The 21,823-nt window shown below is 59.6% G+C and carries 22 protein-coding genes; 16 read left to right on the top strand and 6 right to left on the bottom strand.

The window, feature by feature from the left end:
- Nucleotide 1: 1 nt before the first annotated feature.
- On the top strand, nt 2–811 hold the full coding sequence (locus K3555_RS20125) for an ion transporter (RefSeq protein WP_259995914.1): 810 nt from the start codon (nt 2–4) through the stop codon (nt 809–811).
- A 67-nt stretch (nt 812–878) separates the two neighbouring features.
- Nucleotides 879–1,406, top strand: a complete 528-nt coding sequence (locus K3555_RS20120; RefSeq protein ID WP_259988575.1) for a murein L,D-transpeptidase family protein — start codon at nt 879–881, stop codon at nt 1,404–1,406.
- Nucleotides 1,407–1,471: 65 nt separating this feature from the next.
- Here the strand turns inward: K3555_RS20120 and K3555_RS20115 are convergent, their stop codons facing one another.
- Nucleotides 1,472–1,954, bottom strand: a complete 483-nt coding sequence (locus tag K3555_RS20115) for a CAP domain-containing protein (RefSeq protein WP_259988573.1) — start codon at nt 1,952–1,954, stop codon at nt 1,472–1,474.
- A 170-nt stretch (nt 1,955–2,124) separates the two neighbouring features.
- Between K3555_RS20115 and K3555_RS20110 the strand changes: the two genes are divergently transcribed.
- Complete coding sequence (locus K3555_RS20110) at nt 2,125–2,742, top strand: L,D-transpeptidase (protein WP_259988572.1); 618 nt, start codon at nt 2,125–2,127, stop codon at nt 2,740–2,742.
- A gap of 138 nt (nt 2,743–2,880) precedes the next feature.
- A complete protein-coding gene (locus K3555_RS20105) occupies nt 2,881–3,063 on the top strand; it encodes a hypothetical protein (RefSeq protein ID WP_024092111.1) in 183 nt (60 codons plus the stop codon).
- A 79-nt stretch (nt 3,064–3,142) separates the two neighbouring features.
- On the opposite strand, the gene K3555_RS20100 is transcribed toward K3555_RS20105, so the two are convergent.
- The 3 genes from K3555_RS20100 to K3555_RS20090 form a co-directional block, all read right to left on the bottom strand.
- On the bottom strand, nt 3,143–6,151 hold the full coding sequence (locus tag K3555_RS20100) for an aminotransferase class III-fold pyridoxal phosphate-dependent enzyme (protein ID WP_260006793.1): 3,009 nt from the start codon (nt 6,149–6,151) through the stop codon (nt 3,143–3,145).
- A gap of 71 nt (nt 6,152–6,222) precedes the next feature.
- Nucleotides 6,223–7,284 carry a ferrochelatase gene (hemH, locus tag K3555_RS20095; RefSeq protein ID WP_260006792.1) on the bottom strand — a complete coding sequence of 354 codons (1,062 nt, stop codon included), beginning with the start codon at nt 7,282–7,284 and terminating at the stop codon, nt 6,223–6,225.
- 105 nt (nt 7,285–7,389) lie between these two features.
- Nucleotides 7,390–8,211 carry a methyltransferase domain-containing protein gene (locus K3555_RS20090; RefSeq protein WP_260006791.1) on the bottom strand — a complete coding sequence of 274 codons (822 nt, stop codon included), beginning with the start codon at nt 8,209–8,211 and terminating at the stop codon, nt 7,390–7,392.
- A gap of 13 nt (nt 8,212–8,224) precedes the next feature.
- Between K3555_RS20090 and K3555_RS20085 the strand changes: the two genes are divergently transcribed.
- The 4 genes from K3555_RS20085 (at nt 8,225) to K3555_RS20070 (ending at nt 10,579) form a co-directional block, all read left to right on the top strand.
- Nucleotides 8,225–8,953 carry a ComF family protein gene (locus K3555_RS20085; RefSeq protein ID WP_260006790.1) on the top strand — a complete coding sequence of 243 codons (729 nt, stop codon included), beginning with the start codon at nt 8,225–8,227 and terminating at the stop codon, nt 8,951–8,953.
- An 82-nt stretch (nt 8,954–9,035) separates the two neighbouring features.
- Entirely contained in the window at nt 9,036–9,293 is a 258-nt protein-coding gene (grxC, locus tag K3555_RS20080; protein ID WP_129372625.1) for a glutaredoxin 3, read from the top strand.
- Between the two features lie 15 nt (nt 9,294–9,308).
- Complete coding sequence (locus tag K3555_RS20075; protein WP_260006789.1) at nt 9,309–10,139, top strand: carbon-nitrogen hydrolase family protein; 831 nt, start codon at nt 9,309–9,311, stop codon at nt 10,137–10,139.
- Nucleotides 10,139–10,579, top strand: coding sequence for a MarR family winged helix-turn-helix transcriptional regulator (locus K3555_RS20070; protein ID WP_129372623.1), 441 nt, complete (start codon nt 10,139–10,141; stop codon nt 10,577–10,579). Before K3555_RS20075 ends, K3555_RS20070 begins: the two co-directional genes overlap by 1 nt.
- Nucleotides 10,580–10,882: 303 nt before the next feature.
- Here K3555_RS20070 and ubiG read toward each other — a convergent pair whose 3' ends face one another.
- Nucleotides 10,883–11,629, bottom strand: coding sequence for a bifunctional 2-polyprenyl-6-hydroxyphenol methylase/3-demethylubiquinol 3-O-methyltransferase UbiG (gene ubiG, locus K3555_RS20065; RefSeq protein WP_260006788.1), 747 nt, complete (start codon nt 11,627–11,629; stop codon nt 10,883–10,885).
- A 50-nt stretch (nt 11,630–11,679) separates the two neighbouring features.
- On the opposite strand from ubiG, the gene pip reads away from it, so the two are divergent.
- Nucleotides 11,680–12,660, top strand: coding sequence for a prolyl aminopeptidase (gene pip, locus K3555_RS20060; RefSeq protein WP_260006787.1), 981 nt, complete (start codon nt 11,680–11,682; stop codon nt 12,658–12,660).
- Complete coding sequence (locus tag K3555_RS20055; protein WP_260006786.1) at nt 12,657–13,502, top strand: ABC transporter substrate-binding protein; 846 nt, start codon at nt 12,657–12,659, stop codon at nt 13,500–13,502. The genes pip and K3555_RS20055 overlap by 4 nt, the downstream gene beginning before the upstream one ends.
- Before the next feature lie 24 nt (nt 13,503–13,526).
- Here K3555_RS20055 and K3555_RS20050 read toward each other — a convergent pair whose 3' ends face one another.
- Nucleotides 13,527–14,465 carry a c-type cytochrome gene (locus K3555_RS20050; RefSeq protein WP_260006785.1) on the bottom strand — a complete coding sequence of 313 codons (939 nt, stop codon included), beginning with the start codon at nt 14,463–14,465 and terminating at the stop codon, nt 13,527–13,529.
- Between the two features lie 170 nt (nt 14,466–14,635).
- Between K3555_RS20050 and K3555_RS20045 the strand changes: the two genes are divergently transcribed.
- The 6 genes from K3555_RS20045 (at nt 14,636) to infB (ending at nt 21,364) form a co-directional block, all read left to right on the top strand.
- A complete protein-coding gene (locus K3555_RS20045) occupies nt 14,636–15,073 on the top strand; it encodes an RNA polymerase sigma factor (protein ID WP_259988550.1) in 438 nt (145 codons plus the stop codon).
- On the top strand, nt 15,070–15,819 hold the full coding sequence (locus K3555_RS20040) for an anti-sigma factor (protein ID WP_260006784.1): 750 nt from the start codon (nt 15,070–15,072) through the stop codon (nt 15,817–15,819). The genes K3555_RS20045 and K3555_RS20040 overlap by 4 nt, the downstream gene beginning before the upstream one ends.
- 190 nt (nt 15,820–16,009) lie before the next feature.
- Nucleotides 16,010–16,600 (top strand): ribosome maturation factor RimP, encoded by a 591-nt coding sequence (gene rimP / locus K3555_RS20035; RefSeq protein ID WP_134831092.1) that lies wholly within the window; start codon nt 16,010–16,012, stop codon nt 16,598–16,600.
- Nucleotides 16,600–18,216: a transcription termination factor NusA gene (gene nusA, locus K3555_RS20030; protein ID WP_259995937.1), complete on the top strand. Its 1,617-nt coding sequence runs from the start codon at nt 16,600–16,602 to the stop codon at nt 18,214–18,216. The genes rimP and nusA overlap by 1 nt, the downstream gene beginning before the upstream one ends.
- 26 nt (nt 18,217–18,242) lie before the next feature.
- A complete protein-coding gene (locus tag K3555_RS20025; protein ID WP_259988542.1) occupies nt 18,243–18,863 on the top strand; it encodes an RNA-binding protein in 621 nt (206 codons plus the stop codon).
- A gap of 8 nt (nt 18,864–18,871) precedes the next feature.
- Nucleotides 18,872–21,364: a translation initiation factor IF-2 gene (gene infB, locus K3555_RS20020; RefSeq protein WP_260006783.1), complete on the top strand. Its 2,493-nt coding sequence runs from the start codon at nt 18,872–18,874 to the stop codon at nt 21,362–21,364.
- Nucleotides 21,365–21,823 lie beyond the last annotated feature (459 nt).

Raw genomic sequence — 21,823 nt, 5'->3', positions numbered from 1 at the left:
GATGACTGATACCCAAGCGTCCACCCCGATCCGCCGCCTGGCAGCTATTCTGGACAGTGACCGGTTCGGCCGGTTTATTACCGCTGTCATCCTGGTCAATGCAGTCACCCTGGGGCTGGAGACCGCCCCATCTGTCATGGCTAAGATTGGCGGTCTGATTCACCTGATCGACAACATTTGCTTGTCCATTTTCGTGGTGGAGATACTGGCCAAACTCTTTGTGCGCAGGTTGCGGTTTTTCCTGAGCGGCTGGAATGTGTTCGATTTCGTGATCGTCGGCATTGCGCTGGCGCCGGGGACACAGGGGCTGTCAGTGCTGCGGGCGTTGCGTATTTTGCGGGTGCTGCGGGTTATTTCAGTTGCACCGCGCCTGCGCCGGGTGGTCGAGGGGTTTATCACCGCGCTGCCGGGGATGGGATCGGTTTTCCTGCTGATGGCGATTATTTTCTACATCGGGTCCGTGATCGCGACCAAGCTGTTCGGCCAGGACTTCCCGGAATGGTTCGGCGATCTGGGCCGCAGCGCCTATTCGCTGTTCCAGATCATGACGCTGGAAAGCTGGTCGATGGGTATTGTTCGGCCGGTGATGGAAGTGCATCCGCACGCCTGGGCGTTCTTTGTGCCGTTCATCATGGTGACGACTTTTGCCGTGGTGAACCTTCTTGTCGGTCTGATCGTCAATTCCATGCAGGATGCCCATGGCGAAGAAGAGGTGGAACGCACCGATGCATATAGGGACGAAGTGCTGAGCCGCCTGGAAGCAATTGAACAGAGACTAAGCAGTCAATCGGCCCCGGACAGGAAATTGTGAATTTCCTTAACTGGCAATTCGCGGTAAAGGCTGAATAGAGGCAAAAAAAGAAATACAGGCATTGAGAATGGACAGACGGGCATTTGGTTTCGGTGCGGCCGCGAGCCTTGCGCTGGCTGGTTGCAGCACCTCCGGCAGCGCAGTGAGCCGGTTTCACTCATATGACGGACCGCAAGTGACTTCGATCGTGATCAACAAGGGTGCGCGTAAGCTTTACCTGATGCACAACGAAGATATCCTGCGCGAGTATGAAGTCGACCTGGGGTTCGCACCCTTGGGGCACAAGGCGTTTGAGGGTGACGGAAAGACACCTGAGGGCACGTATGTGATTGACCGGCGAAATCCCAACAGCCGCTATCATCTGTCGGTCGGAATTTCTTATCCAAACGGGCAGGACCGGGCAAATGCGCATGCTCAAGGCAAGCGTCCGGGTGGTGAGATTTTTATCCACGGAGAGCCGAACAACGGCAAGGAGCGCAAACGCGCAGCCCGGGTTAACGACTGGACCGCCGGTTGTATCGCGGTGTCAAATGAAGAAATCGAAGAAATCTATGCCATGGTGCAGGACGGCACGGCCATCGCTTTGCGGCCCTGAATATCTGCCAGGACCGCCGATTCTGCAGATGCGGCGGCGCCGTGCATCAGCAGACGCGTGGCGGCTCAGCTGCCCATAACCATCGTCCACCAGATTTTGCCGTTCGGCTCCTGGAACCAGGAGAACCCCATATTCACGGCTTTTGGATCGAGAATCACCGCGCGTGTGGCCGGGCGTTCCAGCCACGCAGACAGGGTTTGCTGCTCGTTCTCGTAGGTTTCGGAGATGTTCTCCCCCAGAAGCGAGCCGGTGTAACCTGCACGCGACACCCGGTCCAGCGGCGAGGAGCCGTCGGATCCGAAATGCCAGGGCCGGTTTTGCACTGACATATCCCGGGAATGGGTCGCCGCGGCCGCAGTCAGCTCGGCATTCAGCTGGACAGCTTGTGCACCAGCCGCCTGACGCAGCGCATTGACTGAATCAAGCATCCGGATCTGCACTTTGTCTGCATTTCTAATACGGTAGGTGCTGCCGGATTCTGTTGCGGGCGTACATGCTGCCGCAACAGTTACAAAGGCAGCAGCCATCAGCAGAAAAACACGTTTCATATTGCTCTCTCGCTCCGTCGGTTGCTGATGCACTTATCCTTCTTGTTGCAGAGGTGCAAATGGACCGGCAGAAATATGCAGACTTGCCGGTCGGATTGATTTGCGACTGCGGCTTTCCGGTCATAAAATGGCGCAGCCATTGATCCTGATTGCGCAAGTTGGAAAGAGTGATGCCCCAAAACCCCTTTGATACCTTCAGCAGGCGGCATTTTCTTGCCGGCAGCGCTGCTTTGATCTCGTCGCCATCCTTTGCGCAAGAGACCGGCGACGAGGCGCAGCAGGCCTTTGATCCGTTGCGCCCGCCGCCAGAGCCGGAACCGGCTGTCCAGCGCAACATCTCTGCATTCCGGGCCAAATCCTGGCGACCATATTTTGATAATCTGCGGAACGGGGCGATTCTGGTCGATATCGACAGCCGGGCTCTGCACTATTGGTCCCAGGATGAAAGCGTTTACAAACTGTTCCCGTCTTCTGTGCCGCTGTCCGACGATCTGACCCGCCGCGGCCGGACCAAGATTGTTCGCAAAGTTGACGGCCCAGGCTGGGCTCCAACCCCGAATATGCGCAAGCGCAACCCGGAATGGCCTGCGTTCATTCCGCCGGGGCCGGATAACCCGCTTGGCACCCATGCGCTGTATCTTAGCTGGAAGTATTACCGCATCCATGGAACCCACGATACGCGGAAAATCGGCCGCAAATCGTCCAACGGCTGCATCGGGCTTTACAATGAACATATCGCCGATTTGTTCAGCCTGACCAAAGTCGGCACCCAGGTGTTGCTTATTTGACGACACGTGGCGGGGCGCTAAGCTGTTAACTATAACAAGCAATTGCAATCCCGCGGTTTTGCTGGTTAGAAAAAAATACGAGATAAGTCTTGGGTGCGTGGTTCAGTTGTATGATCCGTGCGAATTCTGGAGGTTAACATGAAAAAACTCGTTATCGCTGCTGCGCTGACTGCTGCTGCTTCGACTGCCACTGCTGGCAACCTGTCCGAGCCGGTTGTAGAACCGCCGGTCATCGTGGAAGAAGCTCAGGGTTCTTCCAGCGGCATTCTGCTGCCGCTGCTGCTGCTGGTTCTGGTCGGCGCAGCTGTTGCATCGAACTAAGTTCGGTACACGGTTACGGAAAGGGCGGTGGTTTTCCTCCGCCTTTTTTGTTGCCTGATCTGCGGGTCAGGAGGGGCTGTCAGGCCGCCTCCACTTCGCGCAGGATACTATCCAAGACATAGAGGATCATGTCTGCGTCTTCTGCATCTATTGTCAGCGGCGGGCGGATCTTCAGAATGTTGTCCTTGGGGCCTTCGCTGCCGATCAGGATCCGGTGATCACGCATCCTGTTTTTGACGTAGGAACAGATTCCGGTGGCCTCAGAGCCATCCGGATTGATCAGTTCCAACCCCAGGAACAGCCCCATTCCACGCACATCGCCAACGCAGGCGTATTTCTGCTCCAATCCCTGCAACCCTTTGATCAGCCGGGTGCCTATCACCCGGGCGTTGTCCTGCAGGCCCTCATCGTCAACGATATCCAGCACCTCCTTGCCGGTCCGGCAAGACAGGGTAGACCCGCCAAAGGTCGAGAAAAACTCGATCCCGTTGTCAAAGCTTTTGGCAATCGCCTTAGTCGTGACAAGCACCCCCAGCGGGTGGCCGTTGCCAACCGGCTTGCCCATCACCACGATGTCGGGAACTGCGCCCTGGTGTTCGAAGCCGAAGTAGTATTCGCCTAGACGGCCCAGCCCGGTTTGCACTTCGTCGGCGATACAGATACCTCCTGCCGCGCGGATCTTTTCGTAAACTGCAGGCAGATATCCCGTCGGCGGGATAATCTGACCACCGACCGAGGGGAAGGTTTCGGCGATGAAACCCGCGATGCCGTGGCCCTTGCCTTGCAGGTTCTTGATTGCCGGATCGACCAGATCAGCGAACTTTTGCGCGCGCTTTGGATCACCGCGGCGGAATGAACCGCGGTAGTCGTCTGCAACTTCCACCAACTCCACCCAGTCTGCCTGGCCTGCTCCGCCGGGCTTGTTGAACTTGTAAGCGGAGATGTCGATCGCGCCTGTTGTGTTGCCGTGATAGCCGTGATCGGGCGTCACCATGCCTTTGGCGCCGGTATGAGCGCGGGCGAGGCGCAGGGCCAGCTCATTGGCCTCGGTGCCCGAGTTTACGAAAAAGCAGACCTCAAAAGGATCTGGCAGCCTGGACAGCACCTTGTCTGCAAAGGCGGTTTGTGCCGGATGCAGATAGCGGGTGTTCGAATTCATCCGCTTCAACTGATCCGCTGCCACGGCCTGGATGCGCGGATGGGCGTGGCCCACATGCGGCACGTTGTTGTAAGCGTCCAGATAGGGCCGCCCCCATTCGTCAAACAAGTGGTGCTTCCAGCCGCGCACCAGCATCACCGGGTCATTGTAGGTGAGGCTGAGGTTACCGCCAAAATGGGTGCGGCGACCGGCCAGAACCTCACCTTTGTCGGTTGGGTGATAGCGGACCTTTTCATCCGGCAGGTTGAGCAGGGCCGCGGGGTTGGGGCAGATTGCGCGCCACAGGTACATCTCATCCGGGTCGCCTGCGCCGGGCCAGCCGGCCTCGATCCCTTCGGTGGTCAGGGCTAGCTGGAAATGCACATGCGGTGCCCAGCCGCCGTTCTGGCGGGGGTCACCCAGGCGGCAGAATTCCTCGCCCTTTTCCACCATATCACCCGGTTTCAGACGGCTCAGGAATTCCGGATCCAAATGGCCGTAGAGGGTAAAGAACGGATCGCCCATAGGCGTTTCATGACGCAGGATGATCACCCCTCCGTAGTCCAGATGCCCGTCCCGGTACTCTGCCGCAAAGACTTCACCACGCATGGGGGCAAATACCGGCGTGCCAGCGCCGGCAAAGGCATCCACCGCCAAATGCACAGTGCGGCGGTCGCTGGCTTTCCAAGGGCCTTTGCGGAAAGCCGGTTCCGCATAGATCAGCCGCGGTTCGTGGTAGTAGCCGAGCCAGATGCGGCCCTGGTTCTCGTATTCCTCGCCCACGCGGGCGGCTTCTTCCAGCGGCATGTGAAATGGGTTCTGCGGCCAGGTGGAGTGTTCCACCGACAGTGATCCCATCGGCGCATCTGCCAGGTCCTGGCCCATCAGCGGGGCGAATTTGCCGCGATTCTGTGCTAGCCAATCCATCACCCGGTCTGCACCATCAACAACCGGCAACCCGCAGGCCGCGCGCAGCCGGGCAGTCAGCAGCCCGCCGTGCAGTGTGTTTCCCTCCAGGAATCGCCAGGCCGGAGCCTGCGAGATCGTCACATAGGGATCATCCGGATTGTCCGCTGCCATCATTGTGGAATTGACAACACTCACCGCCAGCCGTGCCCGTAGCAGCGGCAAGATCATGTCTACCTCTGCAGGCGTCAGCGGATAAACCTCGTGATACCCCGCAACCAGTGCTGCCATTGCTGCCTCCGGCGCCGGGTGGTCCAGCATGATGTAAGCCGCAGCAATTGCCAGGTCGCAGATCCGCGGTGCGGCGCACATGTCGCCTAGGTCGATGAGGCCTGACACCCTGCGGGTTTCACCCAGCTCTCCCGCCACCATGATGTTGTAGTCATTGGCGTCATTGTGGACGGCCTGCTTGGGTAGCTTCGCTAAAACAGGCTCTAACTTTGCGAAATCTGCAGAAATCCCTTCAAGGATCGCACGGCGTGCTGGATCGGTGATGCACAACAGCTGATCCTTGATCCAGCCCGCGCGCATCAGGTCCCATTTGAAATCACGCTCCAGCCCATCGTGCCGGAAATCGGCCAGCGCCTTGGCCGAGCCGCCGAGAACCTGACCAATCTCATGGATCAGCGCATCGCTTTTGGGTTCTGCCTTGGCATAGCACCGCCCGGGCAGTTGGTTCAGCAGCCAGACCAGCCGGTTTTGCCCTTTTTCATCCGGGAGTGTCAGCAGCGATCGGCCATCCGCAGCGGCGATCACCCGCGGGCAGGGCAGATCCGGCTGGCGCGCGGCGATATGCTCAAACGCCTTTACCTGCATGTCGACCAGCCAGGTTTCGCAGCCGGGGCGCATCGCCTTGAGAATATAGCCCTGGTCATCGGCACCTTTGGCCAGAAAGTTCAGGTCATATTCTCCATCCAAGCGGCTCAATTCCGCCTGGATGCCCCAATGCTGTTTCAGGGCTGCTGCCCAATGCGCAAGCGTCATCCAAACTCTCCCCGGTCTGCCGGTCTGCCCGGCGATCCAATTTTGGATCCTATTTGAACCGGGAGAGCGCTTTAGTCCAGCCAGCCTTGCAGATTCTGCTCAATCACACCGGCCAGTGCCGCAACGTGATCGTCATCATCGTTGAGGCAAGGGATATAAAGGAAGTCCTCGCCGCCCGCGTGCTCAAAACTCTCACGGATCTCTTCGTTGATCTCTTCCAGCGTCTCGATGCAGTCGGCAGAGAAGGCCGGCGCGATCACCGCGATGTTCTTTTTGCCTTCTTTGGCAAGCATTGCGACGTGATCCACCGTGTAAGGTTTCAGCCATTCCTCGGGTCCAAACACCGATTGGAAAGTGGTTGTAATCCGGGTGTCGTCCCAGCCCAGCCGCTCCTTCAGCAGGCGTGTCGTTTTCTGGCACTGGCAGTGGTACGGGTCGCCCTGCATCAGGTAGCGCTTCGGCATGCCATGATAGGAGACCACCAGGATATCCGGGCGCTTTTCAGCTTTGGCATAGGCCTCTTCCACCGATCGCGCCAAAGCGTCGATATAGGCGGGCTGGTCGAAATAGGGTTCGATCGTGCGGGCGGCGGGCTGCCAGGGTTCGTCCATCAGCGCACGGAAGAACTGGTCGTTGGCGGTGCCTGAGGTGGCGCCGGCGTATTGCGGATACAGCGGCACAAACAGGATTTTCTTGCAGCCGGCCGCAACCATTTCCCGCACCTTGGATTTGGTCGAGGGATTGCCATAGCGCATGCAGAAATCGACCATCACCTGATCGCCATAGCGTGCCTTCATCGCCGCCGCCATCTTGGTTGTCTGGTCCTTGGTGATGGTCATCAAAGGGCTTTCACCCTTGTCGTGGTTCCAGATCGATTTGTATGCGGCGCCCGAAGAGAACGGGCGTTTGGTCAGGATGATCAACTGCAAGAGCGGCTGCCACTTCCACGATGGGTAGTCGATCACCCGTTTGTCAGACAGGAATTCGTTTAAGTAACGGCGCATCGGCCAGTACGAATAATCATCCGGCGTGCCGAGGTTGGCCAGCAGGATGCCGGCTTTCTCTGCCGGGATCTTTGGGTGATCGGCAGGGGCGTGGGCAGGGCATTTGGCGGTCCGGGCGGCGTCCAGCATGGGCAGGTCCTGTGGGGCTTGGAATTCAGTTGTTGGCGGGACGTTACTGTCTTTGCGCGCAGAAGGCCAATTGGATCACATTGGCGCAGACATAACGGAAATTTATCACGGCTTGAGCTTGGATTCCGGCACCTTCAGCGCATCGGCCAGGCGCATCCGGGCAGAGCCGGGGCGCAAGGGTTTCTGCTGGCTGTCCGACGGCGACCAGCCGGTAAGGCAGACCAGCTCAAATGTCGCTGGCAGCCGGCCGTCAGCCGTTGCGAAATGCTCGCGGTAGATGTGATCGGCCAGCTGGAACAGGGTTCGCGGAGCCGGGCGCTTCAGGCGCTGGGCGAGGGCGTTGGTCTCTCCCATGCCGCGCAGATCGTGGATCAGGTGGGTCAGATCACGGTATTCGGCAGTCAGCGGTACCAGGTCCGCTACCGGCAGGGCAAAACCTGCCCGCTGCAGCAAACCGCCCAGGTCGCGGATTTCCCCCATGGGCGCGACGCGGGGCGACAGCCCGCCCAACACCATGGTTTCGGCTTCAGCCATGGCGGCGCGCAGTTCGTGCAGGGTTTGGCCGCCCAGCAGGATGACCAGCAGCAGCCCGTCTTCCTTCAGGGCACGGCGGCATTGGATCAGCTGGCCAACCGGGTCATTGGCCCAATGCAGGCACATGGCGTGGATCACCACATCATGCGCACCTTCTTCCAAAGCCAGGACATCGTCATCCGGCACCACAGCTGCGCCAGGCAGAAACCCCTCCCAGACTTCCGGGAAAGGGCAGACAACGGCAGGCGCTGTAAAGGTTCTGTTAACCAGGTTCAGGCGATCCTCGGCCTCATCCCGCGCCATCTGGTGCAGGAACAACGCATCCGCGCGCCGGCGTGCGCGGCGGGCTGCCAGGGTGCGGCGGTCAAAAAGCTGTGCGGGTGCTTGTGTCATGAGGGCTGTTTAGATGCTGCTGACCAGGATTCAAACTGCTGTTTCGCTGATCTATCCGCCGCAATGCATGGGCTGCGGGGGGCTGGTTGGCAGCGACTTTGGCCTGTGCGGTTCTTGCTGGGCCGAGATGCATTTCATCAGCGGCACGGTCTGCGAGGGCTGCGGCGCTCCGCTGCCGGGCGAGGCGGACGGCTTTCGGCTGGAATGCGACAGCTGCCTGCGTCATCCGCGTCCTTGGAGCCAAGGGCGATCTGCGCTGCTCTATGAGGGGCGGGGCCGCAAGCTGGTTCTGGCTTTGAAACACGGGGACCGGACGGAAATTGCACATATGGCCTCTGGATGGCTGGAGCGGGCCGTGCAGCCGATGCTGGCAGAGAATCCCCTGATATGCCCGGTGCCGCTGCATTGGACCCGGCTGCTGAAGCGTAAGTATAATCAATCCGCCTTGCTTGCTGAAGCAGTGGCGGCCCGGATTGGCCTGGAACATTGCCCGGATCTGCTGCGCAGATTCCGGCGGACCCCCGCACTGGAAGGCAAGACACGGGACCAGCGTTTTCAGCATTTGGGTGCAGCAATTGCAGCGCATCCGGGCCGGGAGGAGCGGATCAAAGGGCGCACGGTTCTGATCGTGGATGACGTGATGACCTCCGGTGCCACTCTCAGCGCTTGCACTGATGCCTGCCTGCAGGCCGGTGCGGCGGAGGTGCGGGTGGCGGTGCTGGCCCGGGTCACGCAAGCGTGAGGCTGCCCGCCGGCCTCTGGCAATTGTTGCATTGAACCCCCAATTCATCCACAACCTTCGAAACCAGACTATGGGGTCCTGAATGAAAACCGTTGAAATCTACACCTCGCCTCTGTGCGGATACTGCCACGCCGCCAAGCGTCTGCTGAATCAGAAGGGTGTTACCTTTTCGGAAATCAACGTGCTGGCGCAACCGGATCGCAAAGCTGAAATGATTCAGCGCGCGAATGGAGGCCGCACTGTGCCGCAGATCTTTATCGGCGAAACCCATGTCGGCGGCTGTGACGATCTTTTTGCGCTGGAACAGGCGGGCAAACTGGACCCGCTGCTGGCGGCCTGAACCCGGAGAGATAAAATGCGTACAGCTCTGCTTCAGATGACATCCACCGACATCCCGGCTGAAAACCTGGAGACCGTGAAGGCGACGATGGCGGAGGCTGTGCGCGGCGGGGCGGGCTTTGTGCTGACGCCCGAAGTTACCAATTGCCTCTCCGGCAGCCGGACCCATCAGAACGGTGTCTTTTGTCACGAAGAGGATGACCCGACGCTGGCCGCCCTGCGTGACGAGGCGGCAAAACACGGCATTTGGCTGCTGCTGGGGTCGCTGGGCATCAAGACCCACGACAGTGACGGGCGCTTTGCCAACCGGCAGTTCCTGATCAGCCCGCAAGGTGAAATCAAGGCGCGCTACGACAAGATCCACATGTTCGATGTCGAGGTCACACCCGAGGAAACCTACCGCGAGTCCGATGGCTACCGCCCGGGCACCCAGGCGGTTGTGGCAGAGACGCCTTTTGCCAGTATCGGCATGACCATCTGTTATGACGTGCGTTTTCCGCATTTGCACCGGGCGCTGGCCAAAGGCGGGGCGCAGATCATCACTGCGCCGGCGGCGTTTTCTTATGTCACCGGCGCCGCACATTGGCATTCGCTGCTGCGCGCCCGTGCAATTGAAACCGGCTGCTTTGTGCTGGCGCCTGCGCAGACTGGGAAACATCCGGCCTCCCGCGGGCCCAGCCGCAAAACCTTTGGCCATTCTCTGGCCGTATCCCCCTGGGGCGAGGTGCTGGCCGATGCCGGTCAGGAACCAGGCGTGACTTTCGTTGATCTCGACCTCGAAACAGTGGCAGAAGCGCGCAAACGCGTGCCTTCCCTGACCCACGACCGGGAGTTTGACGGACCCTGATGGATGAGACACATTCCCTGGCGGTATCGCTGTTCAGCGAGATTCTGATGGCTGACCAGCTGGCCCGGTCACGTCTCAGCAAAGTGCTGCCCAAAGGGATGGAGCTGTCGCATTTCTCGGTGCTGAACCACTTGGCCCGGGCCGGGCTGGAACGCTCGCCCGCGCAGCTGGCCAAGGCGTTTCACGTAACCCGCGGGGCTATGACCAACACCCTGGGCAAGCTGGAAGTTGCCGGATACATCCATGTCCGCCCGGATTGGGACGATGCGCGGCGCAAGATGGTGGCGATCAGCCCGGCCGGCAAACAGGCCCGGGATGCGGCACTGGCCGGAATCATTCCGGTGATTTCAGAGGTTGTGGGTGAATTGGGCAGCGATCGGGTCCGGGCGACCTTGCCTATTCTGCGCGAGCTGCGCGGCAAACTGGAAGAGAGCGGCTGAGCGGCTGGACCCAAACAGTCATCTGCTCGGGTTAATAAAGGGACGCCTGCAAGCAGGCGCCCCTCTTCCCCATCAGTCCCCATCATGCCGTGAACGGCGATCGTTTAACCATTGGGCAGACCCCCCCAGTCACAATGGCAAGCAGTTACTTGGTACTTAGCTTGCGCCCAATCGCGGCTTGAAAAAATACTCCAACCCCGCTTGTTAAAGATAGCAAGCGGGACGCGGTGGCCAAAGAGTGCATAAGGATTACTACCTATCCTTTAGGATAGGTGGCAGAAAAAACTGGCCGGCGAGGCACTCTTAGCCAGGTTTTATACTGGCGGTCACATAGTTTACCGACAGATCCCGTTCGGATACGGACCAGTTCCAGGTGATCGGGTTGAATACGAACCCCTTACGGTCAACAGGCTTCAGACCGGCATTGCGCAGCAGTTCGTAGAGTTCATCCGGGGTTATGAACTTGGACCACTCATGAGTGCCGCGCGGCAGCCAGCGCATGATCACCTCGGCTCCCACAATTGCCATTGCAAAGCTTTTTGGGTTGCGGTTGATGGTGGAGCATATTTCCAGCCCGCCGGGCTTCAGCAGTGTACGGGTAGCGGTGAGGTAGCTTTGCGGATCGGCCACATGCTCGACCACTTCCATGTTCAGCACAACGTCGAATTGTTCACCGGCAGCAGCCAGTGCCTCGGCGGTGGTGTGGCGGTAGTCGATTTCCAAGTCCGATTGTTCGGCATGAATGCGGGCAACCGGCAGGTTGCCTTCTGCCGCATCGGCGCCCACAACTGTTGCACCCAACCGCGCCATCGGCTCGCTCAGCAGTCCGCCGCCGCAGCCGATATCCAGCAGCCGCAGCCCTTTGAAAGGGCACTGTGACGTCAGGTCGCGGCCAAATTCCCCGGCGATCTGACGGGTAATATAGTCCAGCCGGCACGGGTTCAGCATGTGTAAAGGCTTGAACTTGCCGTTCGGATCCCACCACTCCGCCGCCATTGCTTCGAATTTGGCAATTTCCGCAGGGTCGACCGTGGATTGAGGCGCTTGCATTCCTGTCTCCGTGTGCTCTTTTGTAGTCTGACGTTTCACTAAGGTCAGTAATGGATAGATACCCGGACCAAAAGCGCGCTGTGCATTATCTTTATCCGCCGGTCGAGCCTTTTGACCAGCGCATGATCGACGCAGGCCAGGGCCACAATATATATGCTGAACAAAGCGGCAATCCCAATGGCATTCCCGTGATTGTGTGCCATGGCGGCCCCGGCGGCGGCAGCAGTCCGGCGATGCGGCGGTATTTCGATCCGCATGTGTATCGAATCATCCTGTTCGATCAGCGCGGCTGCGGCCGCTCGCGCCCCTATGCGTCCTGCGAGGACAACACCACCTGGCATCTGGTTGCCGATATGGAACTGATTCGCCGCCAGCTGGGCATCGATAGCTGGATCCTGTTCGGCGGCAGCTGGGGAGCGACACTGGCGTTGATTTACGCCCAGACCCACCCCAGCCGGGTCCAGCAGATTATCCTGCGCGGCGTGTTCCTGATGACCAAGGCTGAGCTGGATTGGTTCTATGGCGGCGGTGCCGGCAAGTTCTGGCCCGAAACCTGGGTCAAATTTGTCTCGCTGATCCCGGATGCAGAGCGCAGCGACATGATCGCCGCCTATCACAAGCGGCTGTTTTCCGGCGATCTGGATGAAGAAGTACGCTTTGGCCGGGCCTGGTCGGCCTGGGAAAATGCGCTGGCGTCGGTGCATTCCAACGGCCAGAGCGGCGAAAGCCCCGGCGATTATGCACGTGCCTTTGCCCGGTTGGAGAACCACTATTTCATCAATAGCGGTTTCCTCGATTACGACGGCCAGATCCTCGCCAATATGGACCGGATCTCTCATATCCCCGGCGTTATTGTGCAGGGGCGTTACGATATGATCTGCCCGCCGTCTTCGGCTTGGCGCTTGAATGAGCTGTGGCCAAATGCGGAGTTGAAGATGGTGCGCAATGCCGGCCATGCTTTGTCGGAGCCGGGAATCAGCGCAGAGCTGGTGCGGGCGATGGACCGGATTGCAGGAGAGCTTGTGCCATGACGCGCATTGACCGCCGCGCGCTGTTCACCTCGGGTGCTGCTGCAGCCCTGCTGGCGGCGGCTGGCGGAGCCGTAAATGCATCGCCCAAGGCCGGTGGCGCGCTGCGTCTTGCGGTTCCCCGCGACGGCGGGCTTTTGGAACAGGCCGCACGTTACGCGGTCTATGACACACTGACCGAAATTGCCCCTGATGGTTTGCTGCGCGGAGAATTGGCTACAGGCTGGCATTCGACGCCGGACGCCAAAACCTGGACCTTTGATTTGCGTGCAGGCGTGGATTTTCATGACGGCTCACTGCTGACAGCAGAGGATGCAGCCGCGTCGCTTTCGGCACAGGGCATTACCGGGGCTGAAGTACGCGCGGTCACTGCGCTGGGCAACCTGCAATTGCTGGTGGAATTGGCGCAGCCCAATCCGCATTTGCCCTACCTTCTGGCTGGTGCCGATCTGATGATTGCACCCGCTGGTGAACTGCCAGAACTGCTGTCCGCTGCGATTGGCACGGGGTGCTACAAGGTGGAACGAGCCCGGGAAGGCCGCCATTTCCGCGCGTCCCGAGTCGCAAATCACTACAAATCCGGCATCGCGGGCTGGGCTGAGACTGTAGAGATTATTGTGATCCCTGATGCTGCAGTCCGTGCCGAAGCTTTGCGGGACGGGTACGTTGATGTCGCGGCATTGCCGGAACCGCGCGGCCTGCTGAAGCGCGGGGAATTCCTGTATCATCCGTCTTCCAGCAATATGGCTTTGGCCGCCCGCCACAATGTCGGCATTCCGCGGAAAGTGGGTCAGCGCTCACCGCTTGACGATGGCCGCATCGCCGAGCGCTGGTGGATGGCCTGAGCGGCCATCCCCGGTTTTGACGCTTCAGCTTTCCTGACGGATGTAGGCTATAACGTTCTGGACATCGTCATCTTTCTTCAAACCTTTGAACCCCATGCGGTTGCCGGGCACCACATTCTTGGGATCTGAAAGAAAAGCCGCGAGCTGGTCTTCGCTCCAGGTCAGGTTGGCGTCCTGAAAGGCGCCTGAGTATTTAAAGCCATCGGCCGCGGCGGAACCAGCACCGATGATACTGTGCAGGCTGGGGCCGGTGCCGTTTTTGCCTTCTTCAAAGCTGTGGCAGGCCTGGCACTTGCGGAAGACTTTCTTGCCTTTGGCCGGATCGCCTGACAGCGCCACCTCTGTCTCCTGTGCTGCAGGGGACGCCTGGGCGGTGTCGCTACCAGCTTCAAACACAAACCGGGCGGTAACCGGGACGGTGCGGGTAATGCCGGAGAGTTTCGCAAGCTCTTGCAGGATATCAACGCCTTTGGTCAGGCCCGCGTCCTCGACACCCAGAAACAGCAGATCATTGGTGGTGACCATGACTTTCCGGTCAGACAGGCGGGCCACAAACATTTCCGTTTCCACAGGAATATCGCGCCCCAGCAGGCTCAGCTTGCCTTCCACATCCGAAACCATTGTACCACCCGCTGGCAGCGCCTCCAGCGCAGCGATGTCGACCTTGGCCGTCAGCGTCGCCTGAGCCTCGCCATTGAACACAAGATCAATCATCCGTTCATTGCGGATATCGATGAAGGTCTCCACCGATGGCAGCGAAATTGCCACAGTGACAGTGCCGTCCTTGCTTACGCTGCCGGTCAGCTCTTCAAAGCTGTGCACCTCGCCCACCGTGTCTTTTTTAACTGAGCCAAAGGCGAGCTTGGAGCTTGCGCCGTCCAGCACCCAGTCTGCCGACAGCGCGGCTTGACCCGCAAAAATCAGCGCTGCAACAGAAACGCCACGAAACAGTGAGTTGAGCATCCTATGTCCTTCCTATTATCAATGTTCTTGCGGCACGGCGTCTTGACCGGCCTTGAGATTAAAACACGGCAGGAGCGCGGATTATTCGCTGGTTTGGCAAAAAGACGGCTGAGGAAGAGGTCAGGGAGGGGATAAGTCCCCTCTACCCCCGGTTGTGGCGCTTTTGCTTGATGCAGACCGGGCGGCGTGACCGGGCGGACGATCTGGCGCAAATGACTTGCCTGCGGGCGTTGGAAAAACACGCAGGATATCAGCCCGGCACGCATCTGGACCGCTGGCTGTTCCGGATCGCGCACCGGCTGTGGCTGAATGAGTTGCGGGCAACGGCCGTGCGCACAGGCGGCGGGCTGGTGGCGCTGGAAGAAACCGAGATTCCGGATCAGCGGGTAAACACGGAAACGAATATTTTCGCCCGTCAGGTGTTTTCAAAGGTAGGGGAGCTGCCTGAAAGCCAAAGGGTCACGGTTCTGCTCGTCTATGTCGAAGGCTTTGCCTACAAGGAGGCAGCGGAAATCCTGAATATCCCCATAGGCACGGTGATGAGCAGACTGGCGGCCGCCCGCAAGAAGATTGCGGGAGAGTTGGCGGAAACGGAGACGGGAACATGAATGAAGCGCAAGCGGCATTCACCGATGAAGAGCTGACTGCCTACCTGGATGGCGAGGCAGACGCGGAACTGCGCAGCCGGGTCGAGCTTGTGCTGACCACGGATGCGGCTTTGGCGCAGCGTCTGCAGACGTTGGATCTGCCGGTGGCTGCGTTGCGGGATGTCTTTTCTGCCGCGGCGCTGGGTGCCCCGCAGATGCCGGAAGGGCTGATTCCCGCATCCCGCCCCGCCCGTGCGCCGCTGCGGCTGGTTGCCGGGCTGGCGATGGCTTTTGGCCTAGGTGTTCTTTCCACCTATATGTTGCAGCCCGGACCCCAACCGCAAACGGCGCCGGGATGGAAAGCCGTCGTGGCATCTTATCAGTCGCTCTATATCACCGACACTGTGGCGAATGGCAGTCAGCCGGCCGAAGTGACAGCCGAAGTTCTGGATGGATTCAGCAGCCGCCAGGGCGTGGACTTGTCTCCTGCTCAAACTGTCGAAGGGCTGGAATTCAAACGCGCCCAGTTGCTTGGCTTCAAAGGCAAGCCTCTATTGCAAATGGCTTATCTTGGTCCGGACGGCGTGCCGGTGGCCTTCTGTATCATTCGGTCCTCTGGCGCCGATAAGGCGATGCAAAGCGAGGTTTTGGCTGGCATGGCCGCTGCCTCATGGGTCAGTGATGGCATCGGTTATCTGGTGATTGGCGGTCAGGATCAGAGCTTTGTCGATGGGGTTGCCGCGGATCTTCAAGGCAAGCTGGGGTAGCGGTCCGGCGGTCAGAAACTCTGCGCGCTGCACGACCCTCTTGCAGTTTCGCCAGAACCGTCCTATATGCCTTTGACAACAGCGGCGCGTTGAACCTCTGGTTTAAGGCTCCACCGGGAATTTCAACGGGCCGCGCGCCCGTTTTTTTGTGCCCGCAGGCCATCGCCTGCAAGCCCCAAGTGGAGGTCTGATGACCAACGACCTGATTGCCAAAGCTGCCATCGACCGGCGTCTGGCCGAGATCATCATCCCGGTGATTGAGGATCTGGGTTATGAGCTGGTGCGGATCCGGCTGATGTCTGGTAAGGCGACCACATTGCAAATCATGGCTGACAAGCCGGATGGCGGCATCGAGGTGGATGATTGCGCCGTGATCTCGAATGCGGTCAGCGCGGCACTGGACGTTGAGGATCCGATCCTCGACGCCTATGCGCTGGAAGTGTCGAGCCCCGGCATCGACCGGCCGCTGACCCGGCTGAAAGATTTTGATATGTTCGAGGGCTATGAAGCCAAGCTCGAAACCGACGAGCTGGTCGGCGGCCGCCGCCGCTTTAAGGGCGAGCTGGCGGGCACCGAGGAAGACGAAGTCCTGATCAACATCGAAGATCAGGGCGAAACCATGACCATTGGTTTGAAATTTGACTGGCTGAGCGATGCCAAGCTGGTTCTGACCGATGATCTGATCAAGGAAATGCTGCGCCAGCGCAAAGAGGCCGGCACGCTCAACGAAGACGCATTCGACGAAATCGAGACCGAAGAGTCCGAAGAGGAGAACAAGTAATGGCTATCACCTCTGCAAACCAGCTGGAGCTGTTGCAAACCGCCGAGGCCGTGGCGCGCGAAAAGATGATCGACCCCGGTCTGGTCATCGAGGCGATGGAAGAGAGCCTCGCCCGTGCGGCCAAAAGCCGCTACGGCGCCGAAATGGACATTCGCGTATCGATTGACCGCAAGACCGGCCGGGCGAAATTCACCCGCGTGCGCACTGTCGTGGCGGATGAAGAGCTGGAAAACTATCAGGCTGAACTGACCGTCGACCAGGCCCGCCAGTACATGGCGAATCCTGAAGTGGGCCAGACCTATGTCGAGGAAGTGCCGCCGGTTGAAATGGGCCGGATCGCCGCCCAGTCGGCCAAGCAGGTGATTCTGCAGAAGGTCCGCGAAGCAGAGCGTGACCGCCAGTTCGAAGAATTCAAAGACCGCGCCGGCACCATCATCAACGGTCTGGTCAAGCGCGAGGAATACGGCAACGTCATCGTCGATGTGGGCGCTGGCGAAGCAATCCTGCGCCGCAATGAAAAAATCGGCCGCGAAAGCTATCGCCCGAACGACCGTGTGCGCTGCTACATCAAGGACGTGCGCCGCGAGCCGCGCGGCCCGCAGATTTTCCTGTCGCGCACCGCGCCGGAATTCATGGCCGAGCTGTTCAAGATGGAAGTGCCGGAAATCTATGACGGCATCATCGATATCAAGGCGGTTGCCCGTGATCCCGGTTCGCGCGCCAAGATTGCTGTTATCTCTTATGACGGCTCGATCGACCCGGTCGGTGCCTGTGTTGGTATGCGCGGCTCCCGCGTGCAGGCCGTGGTGAACGAGCTGCAGGGCGAGAAAATCGACATCATCCCGTGGAACGAGGATCAGCCGACCTTCCTGGTGAATGCACTGCAGCCGGCTGAAGTGACCAAGGTTGTGCTGGACGAAGAAGCCGGCAAGATCGAAGTTGTCGTGCCTGAAGAACAGCTGAGCCTGGCCATTGGCCGCCGCGGCCAGAACGTCCGCCTGGCATCGCAGCTGACCAACCTCGACATCGATATCATGACCGAGGAAGAAGAATCGGCCCGCCGCCAGAAGGAATTCGAGGCGCGCACCAAGCTGTTCATGGAAACCTTGGATCTGGATGAGTTCTTTGCCCAGTTGCTGGTTTCCGAAGGCTTTACCAATCTCGAAGAAGTCGCCTATGTCGAGCTTGATGAGCTGCTGGTCATCGACGGTGTTGACGAAAGCACCGCCGGTGAATTGCAGGCCCGTGCCCGCGACTACCTGGAGGCCAAGGCCAAGGCGGCCTTGGATGCGGCTCGCGAATTGGGCGCCGAAGACAGCCTGATTCAGTTCGAGGGCCTGACCCCGCAGATGGTAGAGGCACTGGCCAAGGACGACGTAAAGTCGCTGGAAGATTTCGCCACTTGTGCAGACTGGGAACTGGCCGGCGGCTGGACCAACGATGGCGGCGAACGGGTCAAGGATGATGGTATCCTGGAACCTTTCGGTATGACGCTCGAACAGGCGCAGGACATGGTGATGACTGCCCGCATCATGCTGGGCTGGGTTGATCCGGCTGAACTGGAAGAAGACGCGGCAGAAGACGAAGACACTGGCGAAGAGGAAGGCGAAGCCTGAATTCAGGCTTTGCAGAGGAGAACTGCATGACACGCGGCGGCGCCACAAAAGACCGGACCGACGACAGCGAGCGTAAATGCATCGCAACCGGCGAGATCCAGCCCAAACAGGGCCTCATCCGTTTTGTGATGGGTCCTGACGGGCAAGTTGTGCCTGATGTGATGGGCAAACTGCCCGGCCGTGGTGTCTATGTGGCCTCCAGCCGGGCCGCATTGGAAACCGCGGTCAAGAAGAAGCTGTTTGCCCGCGGCTTCAAGGCCCAGGTCCAGGTGCCGGACGAATTGGTTCAGGAAGTTGAGCGGCAGGTTGTCCGCCGGCTTATTGAACTGATCAGCCTGGCGCGTAAATCGGGTGATGCGGTGTCCGGTTTTGAGCGGGTGAAAGACTGGCTTTACAAAGAGGATGCCCGGGTGCTGATCCAGGCGTCTGACGGGTCTGGCCGTGGAAAGTCGAAGCTGAGCACCCCCTACAAGGGCAAATTCATCGGCTGCCTCACGGCGGACGAGCTGGGAATGGCATTTGGGCGCCAAACTGCAATACATGCCGCCCTCGCCTCTGGCGGACTCAGCAAACGTGTTGTAGATGAGGCGCAACGACTGCAAGGTTTGCGCGAAATGGTGGGCGGCGACGGCCGCACGGAAGGATAAGAAGCTTTATGAGCGATAGTGACGGCAAAAAGACACTGGGTCTGCGTGGGGGTTCCCGTCCGGGGAACGTGAAACAGAGTTTCAGCCATGGACGGACCAAGAATGTCGTAGTGGAAACCAAGCGCAAGCGCGTTGTGGTTCCCAAGCCGGGTGCGGCCAAGGGCGGCGGCGGCGCTGCGCCTTCCACATCCGGATCGCGCCGGCCTGCCGGCATCAGTGACGCTGAGATGGAGCGCCGCCTGAAGGCGCTGCAGGCTGCCAAAGCGCGCGAGGTCGAAGAAGCGGCCGCCCGGGCCGCGGACGAAAAAGCGCGCGAAGAAGATCGCAACCGCCGCCGCGCCGAAGCGGAAGCCAAGGAACGCGAGCAGCGGGAAGCTGAAGAACGCGCCAAGGCCAAGCAAGAAGAAGAAGAGCGCAAGAAGCGTGAAGCTGAAGTGGCAAAAGAACGCGCCGCTGCTGCAGCCGCTGCTCCTGCTCCTGCTGCGGATACGCCCAGAGCGGCCCGCCCGGCGCCGAACAAACCCGCACCTGCTGCCGCGCCGCGTAAAGCAGACCGTGAACGCGAACAGCGTCAGAACCGCGGCAAGGGCCAGGATGATGGCCGCCGCTCGGGCAAGCTGACATTGGGCCAGGCCACTGGCGGCGGCGGCAATCGCCACCGGTCGATGGCGTCGATGAAGCGTAAGCAAGAGCGTGCCCGGCAAAAAGCCATGGGCGGCCAGGTCGAGCGTGAAAAGGTCATCCGCGACGTTCAGCTGCCTGAAGCGATTATGGTTTCAGAACTGGCCAACCGGATGGCGGAGCGCGTTGGCGAAGTTGTCAAATCGCTGATGAACATGGGCATGATGGTCACGCAGAACCAGACCATCGACGGCGATACCGCTGAACTGATCATCGAAGAATTCGGCCATAAAGTGGTCCGGGTGTCCGCCTCTGACGTCGAAGACGTGATCAAAGAGATCGAGGACAAGGACGACGATCTGAAACCGCGTCCGCCGGTCATCACAATCATGGGCCACGTTGACCACGGCAAAACTTCGCTGCTTGATGCCATCCGGGATGCCCGTGTTGTGGCTGGCGAAGCCGGCGGCATTACCCAGCACATCGGCGCGTATCAGGTGAAAACCGAAAGCGGCACTGTGCTGAGCTTCCTGGATACGCCTGGCCATGCGGCCTTTACCTCGATGCGTTCGCGCGGCGCCCAGGTGACGGATATCGTGGTTCTGGTTGTTGCTGCAGATGACGCGGTGATGCCGCAGACCATCGAAGCCATCAACCACGCCAAGGCGGCGCAGGTTCCGATGATCGTGGCGATCAACAAGATCGACAAACCGGCTGCTGACCCGACAAAGGTCCGTACCGACTTGCTGCAGCACGAAGTGGTTGTGGAAGCGATGTCCGGCGACGTGCAGGACGTTGAAGTTTCCGCGGTAACCGGCCAGGGCTTGGACGAGCTGCTGGAAGCCATTGCACTGCAATCGGAAATTCTGGAACTGAAGGCCAACCCCGACCGCGCCGCCCAGGGCGCCGTGATCGAGGCACAACTGGATGTGGGCCGCGGCCCCGTGGCGACCGTTCTGGTTCAGACCGGGACCCTGCGCCAGGGCGATATCTTTGTTGTGGGTGAGCAATACGGCAAGGTCCGTGCGTTGATCAACGACAAGGGCGAGCGCGTTCAGGAAGCCGGTCCTTCGGTTCCTGTCGAGGTTCTTGGCCTCAACGGCACCCCGGAAGCAGGCGACGTGCTGAACGTGACAGACACCGAAGCACAGGCGCGCGAGATCGCAGAATACCGTGAGCAGGCCGCCAAGGATAAGCGCGCCGCTGCCGGTGCTGCGACCACGCTGGAACAGCTGATGCAGAAGGCCAAGGACGACGAAAATGTCTCCGAGCTGCCGATCCTGGTCAAAGCTGACGTGCAAGGTTCCGCCGAAGCCATCGTTCAGGCGATGGAAAAGATCGGCAATGACGAGGTGCGCGTGCGCGTGCTGCACTCGGGCGTCGGTGCGATCACCGAAACTGATGTCGGCCTCGCCGAAGCTTCCGGCGCGCCGATCATGGGCTTCAACGTCCGTGCCAATGCTTCCGCCCGCAACACAGCCAATCAGAAGAGCGTCGAGATCCGGTACTATTCAGTGATCTACGACTTGGTGGATGACGTGAAAGCGGCGGCCTCCGGCCTGCTGTCTGCCGAGATCCGCGAAAACTTCATCGGCTATGCGCAGATCAAGGAAGTCTTCAAGGTTACCGGTGTTGGCAAGGTTGCCGGCTGTCTGGTCACCGAGGGTATTGCCCGCCGTTCGGCAGGTGTCCGCCTGCTGCGCGACAACGTGGTAATCCACGAAGGCACGCTGAAGACACTGAAGCGTTTCAAAGACGAAGTGTCCGAAGTTCAGTCCGGTCAGGAATGCGGTATGGCGTTTGAAAACTACGATGATGTCCGTCCGAACGACGTGATTGAGATCTTCGAACGCGAAGAAGTCACCCGGACCCTCGACTGATCGTTGCTAAATCTAAATTGAAAAGCAGGCCCTGGCACCATTGCCGGGGCCTGTTTCTTTAGGCGGTTCCATTGTCATCTGCCGCAGGGGCCAACAAAGCGCAATTGAAGGCGACCCTGTCGTTGATACTGAATGCGCCGTCCACGCAGGTGCATTCTGAATGTGCTGAGGGCGCAAAGACAGTTGACGAATTGGCGGAACGACAGAGAGGAAATGGGACAGGCCAGCCCGCAAAGCAAAATTTTGTCAATTTGCCTTGGCCTTACGGGTCCAATAATGGGGCAGCACTGTCTGCAACCCCATTTTTTTCCTGACATGCGTGATGAGTGATGGTTCAGGCAACTGGCGGCACCGGGCGGCCTTCATAGGTTCTTTTACCAACCCGCACCGCGATTTTCCCGTCAGGGAGTGTCTTTATGAAAATGCCCTGAACCAGCGAAAAACTGCCAACTGCGATTG

It is taken from the genome of Leisingera sp. M527, assembly GCF_025141525.1.
GTDB lineage: Bacteria > Pseudomonadota > Alphaproteobacteria > Rhodobacterales > Rhodobacteraceae > Leisingera.
Note: the sequence above shows the minus strand (reverse complement) of the source record. Positions and strands in the feature narration are given on the sequence as shown.

What these genes read in the sequence shown, in the direction of transcription:
- K3555_RS20125 (WP_259995914.1), top strand. Translation starts at nt 2, where the DNA reads ATGACTGATACCCAAGCGTCCACCCCGATCCGCCGCCTGGCAGCTATT.
- K3555_RS20120 (WP_259988575.1), top strand. Translation starts at nt 879, where the DNA reads ATGGACAGACGGGCATTTGGTTTCGGTGCGGCCGCGAGCCTTGCGCTG.
- K3555_RS20115 (WP_259988573.1), bottom strand. Translation starts at nt 1,954, where the DNA reads ATGAAACGTGTTTTTCTGCTGATGGCTGCTGCCTTTGTAACTGTTGCG.
- K3555_RS20110 (WP_259988572.1), top strand. Translation starts at nt 2,125, where the DNA reads ATGCCCCAAAACCCCTTTGATACCTTCAGCAGGCGGCATTTTCTTGCC.
- K3555_RS20105 (WP_024092111.1), top strand. Translation starts at nt 2,881, where the DNA reads ATGAAAAAACTCGTTATCGCTGCTGCGCTGACTGCTGCTGCTTCGACT.
- K3555_RS20100 (WP_260006793.1), bottom strand. Translation starts at nt 6,151, where the DNA reads ATGACGCTTGCGCATTGGGCAGCAGCCCTGAAACAGCATTGGGGCATC.
- hemH (WP_260006792.1), bottom strand. Translation starts at nt 7,284, where the DNA reads ATGCTGGACGCCGCCCGGACCGCCAAATGCCCTGCCCACGCCCCTGCC.
- K3555_RS20090 (WP_260006791.1), bottom strand. Translation starts at nt 8,211, where the DNA reads ATGACACAAGCACCCGCACAGCTTTTTGACCGCCGCACCCTGGCAGCC.
- K3555_RS20085 (WP_260006790.1), top strand. Translation starts at nt 8,225, where the DNA reads ATGCTGCTGACCAGGATTCAAACTGCTGTTTCGCTGATCTATCCGCCG.
- grxC (WP_129372625.1), top strand. Translation starts at nt 9,036, where the DNA reads ATGAAAACCGTTGAAATCTACACCTCGCCTCTGTGCGGATACTGCCAC.
- K3555_RS20075 (WP_260006789.1), top strand. Translation starts at nt 9,309, where the DNA reads ATGCGTACAGCTCTGCTTCAGATGACATCCACCGACATCCCGGCTGAA.
- K3555_RS20070 (WP_129372623.1), top strand. Translation starts at nt 10,139, where the DNA reads ATGGATGAGACACATTCCCTGGCGGTATCGCTGTTCAGCGAGATTCTG.
- ubiG (WP_260006788.1), bottom strand. Translation starts at nt 11,629, where the DNA reads ATGCAAGCGCCTCAATCCACGGTCGACCCTGCGGAAATTGCCAAATTC.
- pip (WP_260006787.1), top strand. Translation starts at nt 11,680, where the DNA reads ATGGATAGATACCCGGACCAAAAGCGCGCTGTGCATTATCTTTATCCG.
- K3555_RS20055 (WP_260006786.1), top strand. Translation starts at nt 12,657, where the DNA reads ATGACGCGCATTGACCGCCGCGCGCTGTTCACCTCGGGTGCTGCTGCA.
- K3555_RS20050 (WP_260006785.1), bottom strand. Translation starts at nt 14,465, where the DNA reads ATGCTCAACTCACTGTTTCGTGGCGTTTCTGTTGCAGCGCTGATTTTT.
- K3555_RS20045 (WP_259988550.1), top strand. Translation starts at nt 14,636, where the DNA reads ATGCAGACCGGGCGGCGTGACCGGGCGGACGATCTGGCGCAAATGACT.
- K3555_RS20040 (WP_260006784.1), top strand. Translation starts at nt 15,070, where the DNA reads ATGAATGAAGCGCAAGCGGCATTCACCGATGAAGAGCTGACTGCCTAC.
- rimP (WP_134831092.1), top strand. Translation starts at nt 16,010, where the DNA reads ATGACCAACGACCTGATTGCCAAAGCTGCCATCGACCGGCGTCTGGCC.
- nusA (WP_259995937.1), top strand. Translation starts at nt 16,600, where the DNA reads ATGGCTATCACCTCTGCAAACCAGCTGGAGCTGTTGCAAACCGCCGAG.
- K3555_RS20025 (WP_259988542.1), top strand. Translation starts at nt 18,243, where the DNA reads ATGACACGCGGCGGCGCCACAAAAGACCGGACCGACGACAGCGAGCGT.
- infB (WP_260006783.1), top strand. Translation starts at nt 18,872, where the DNA reads ATGAGCGATAGTGACGGCAAAAAGACACTGGGTCTGCGTGGGGGTTCC.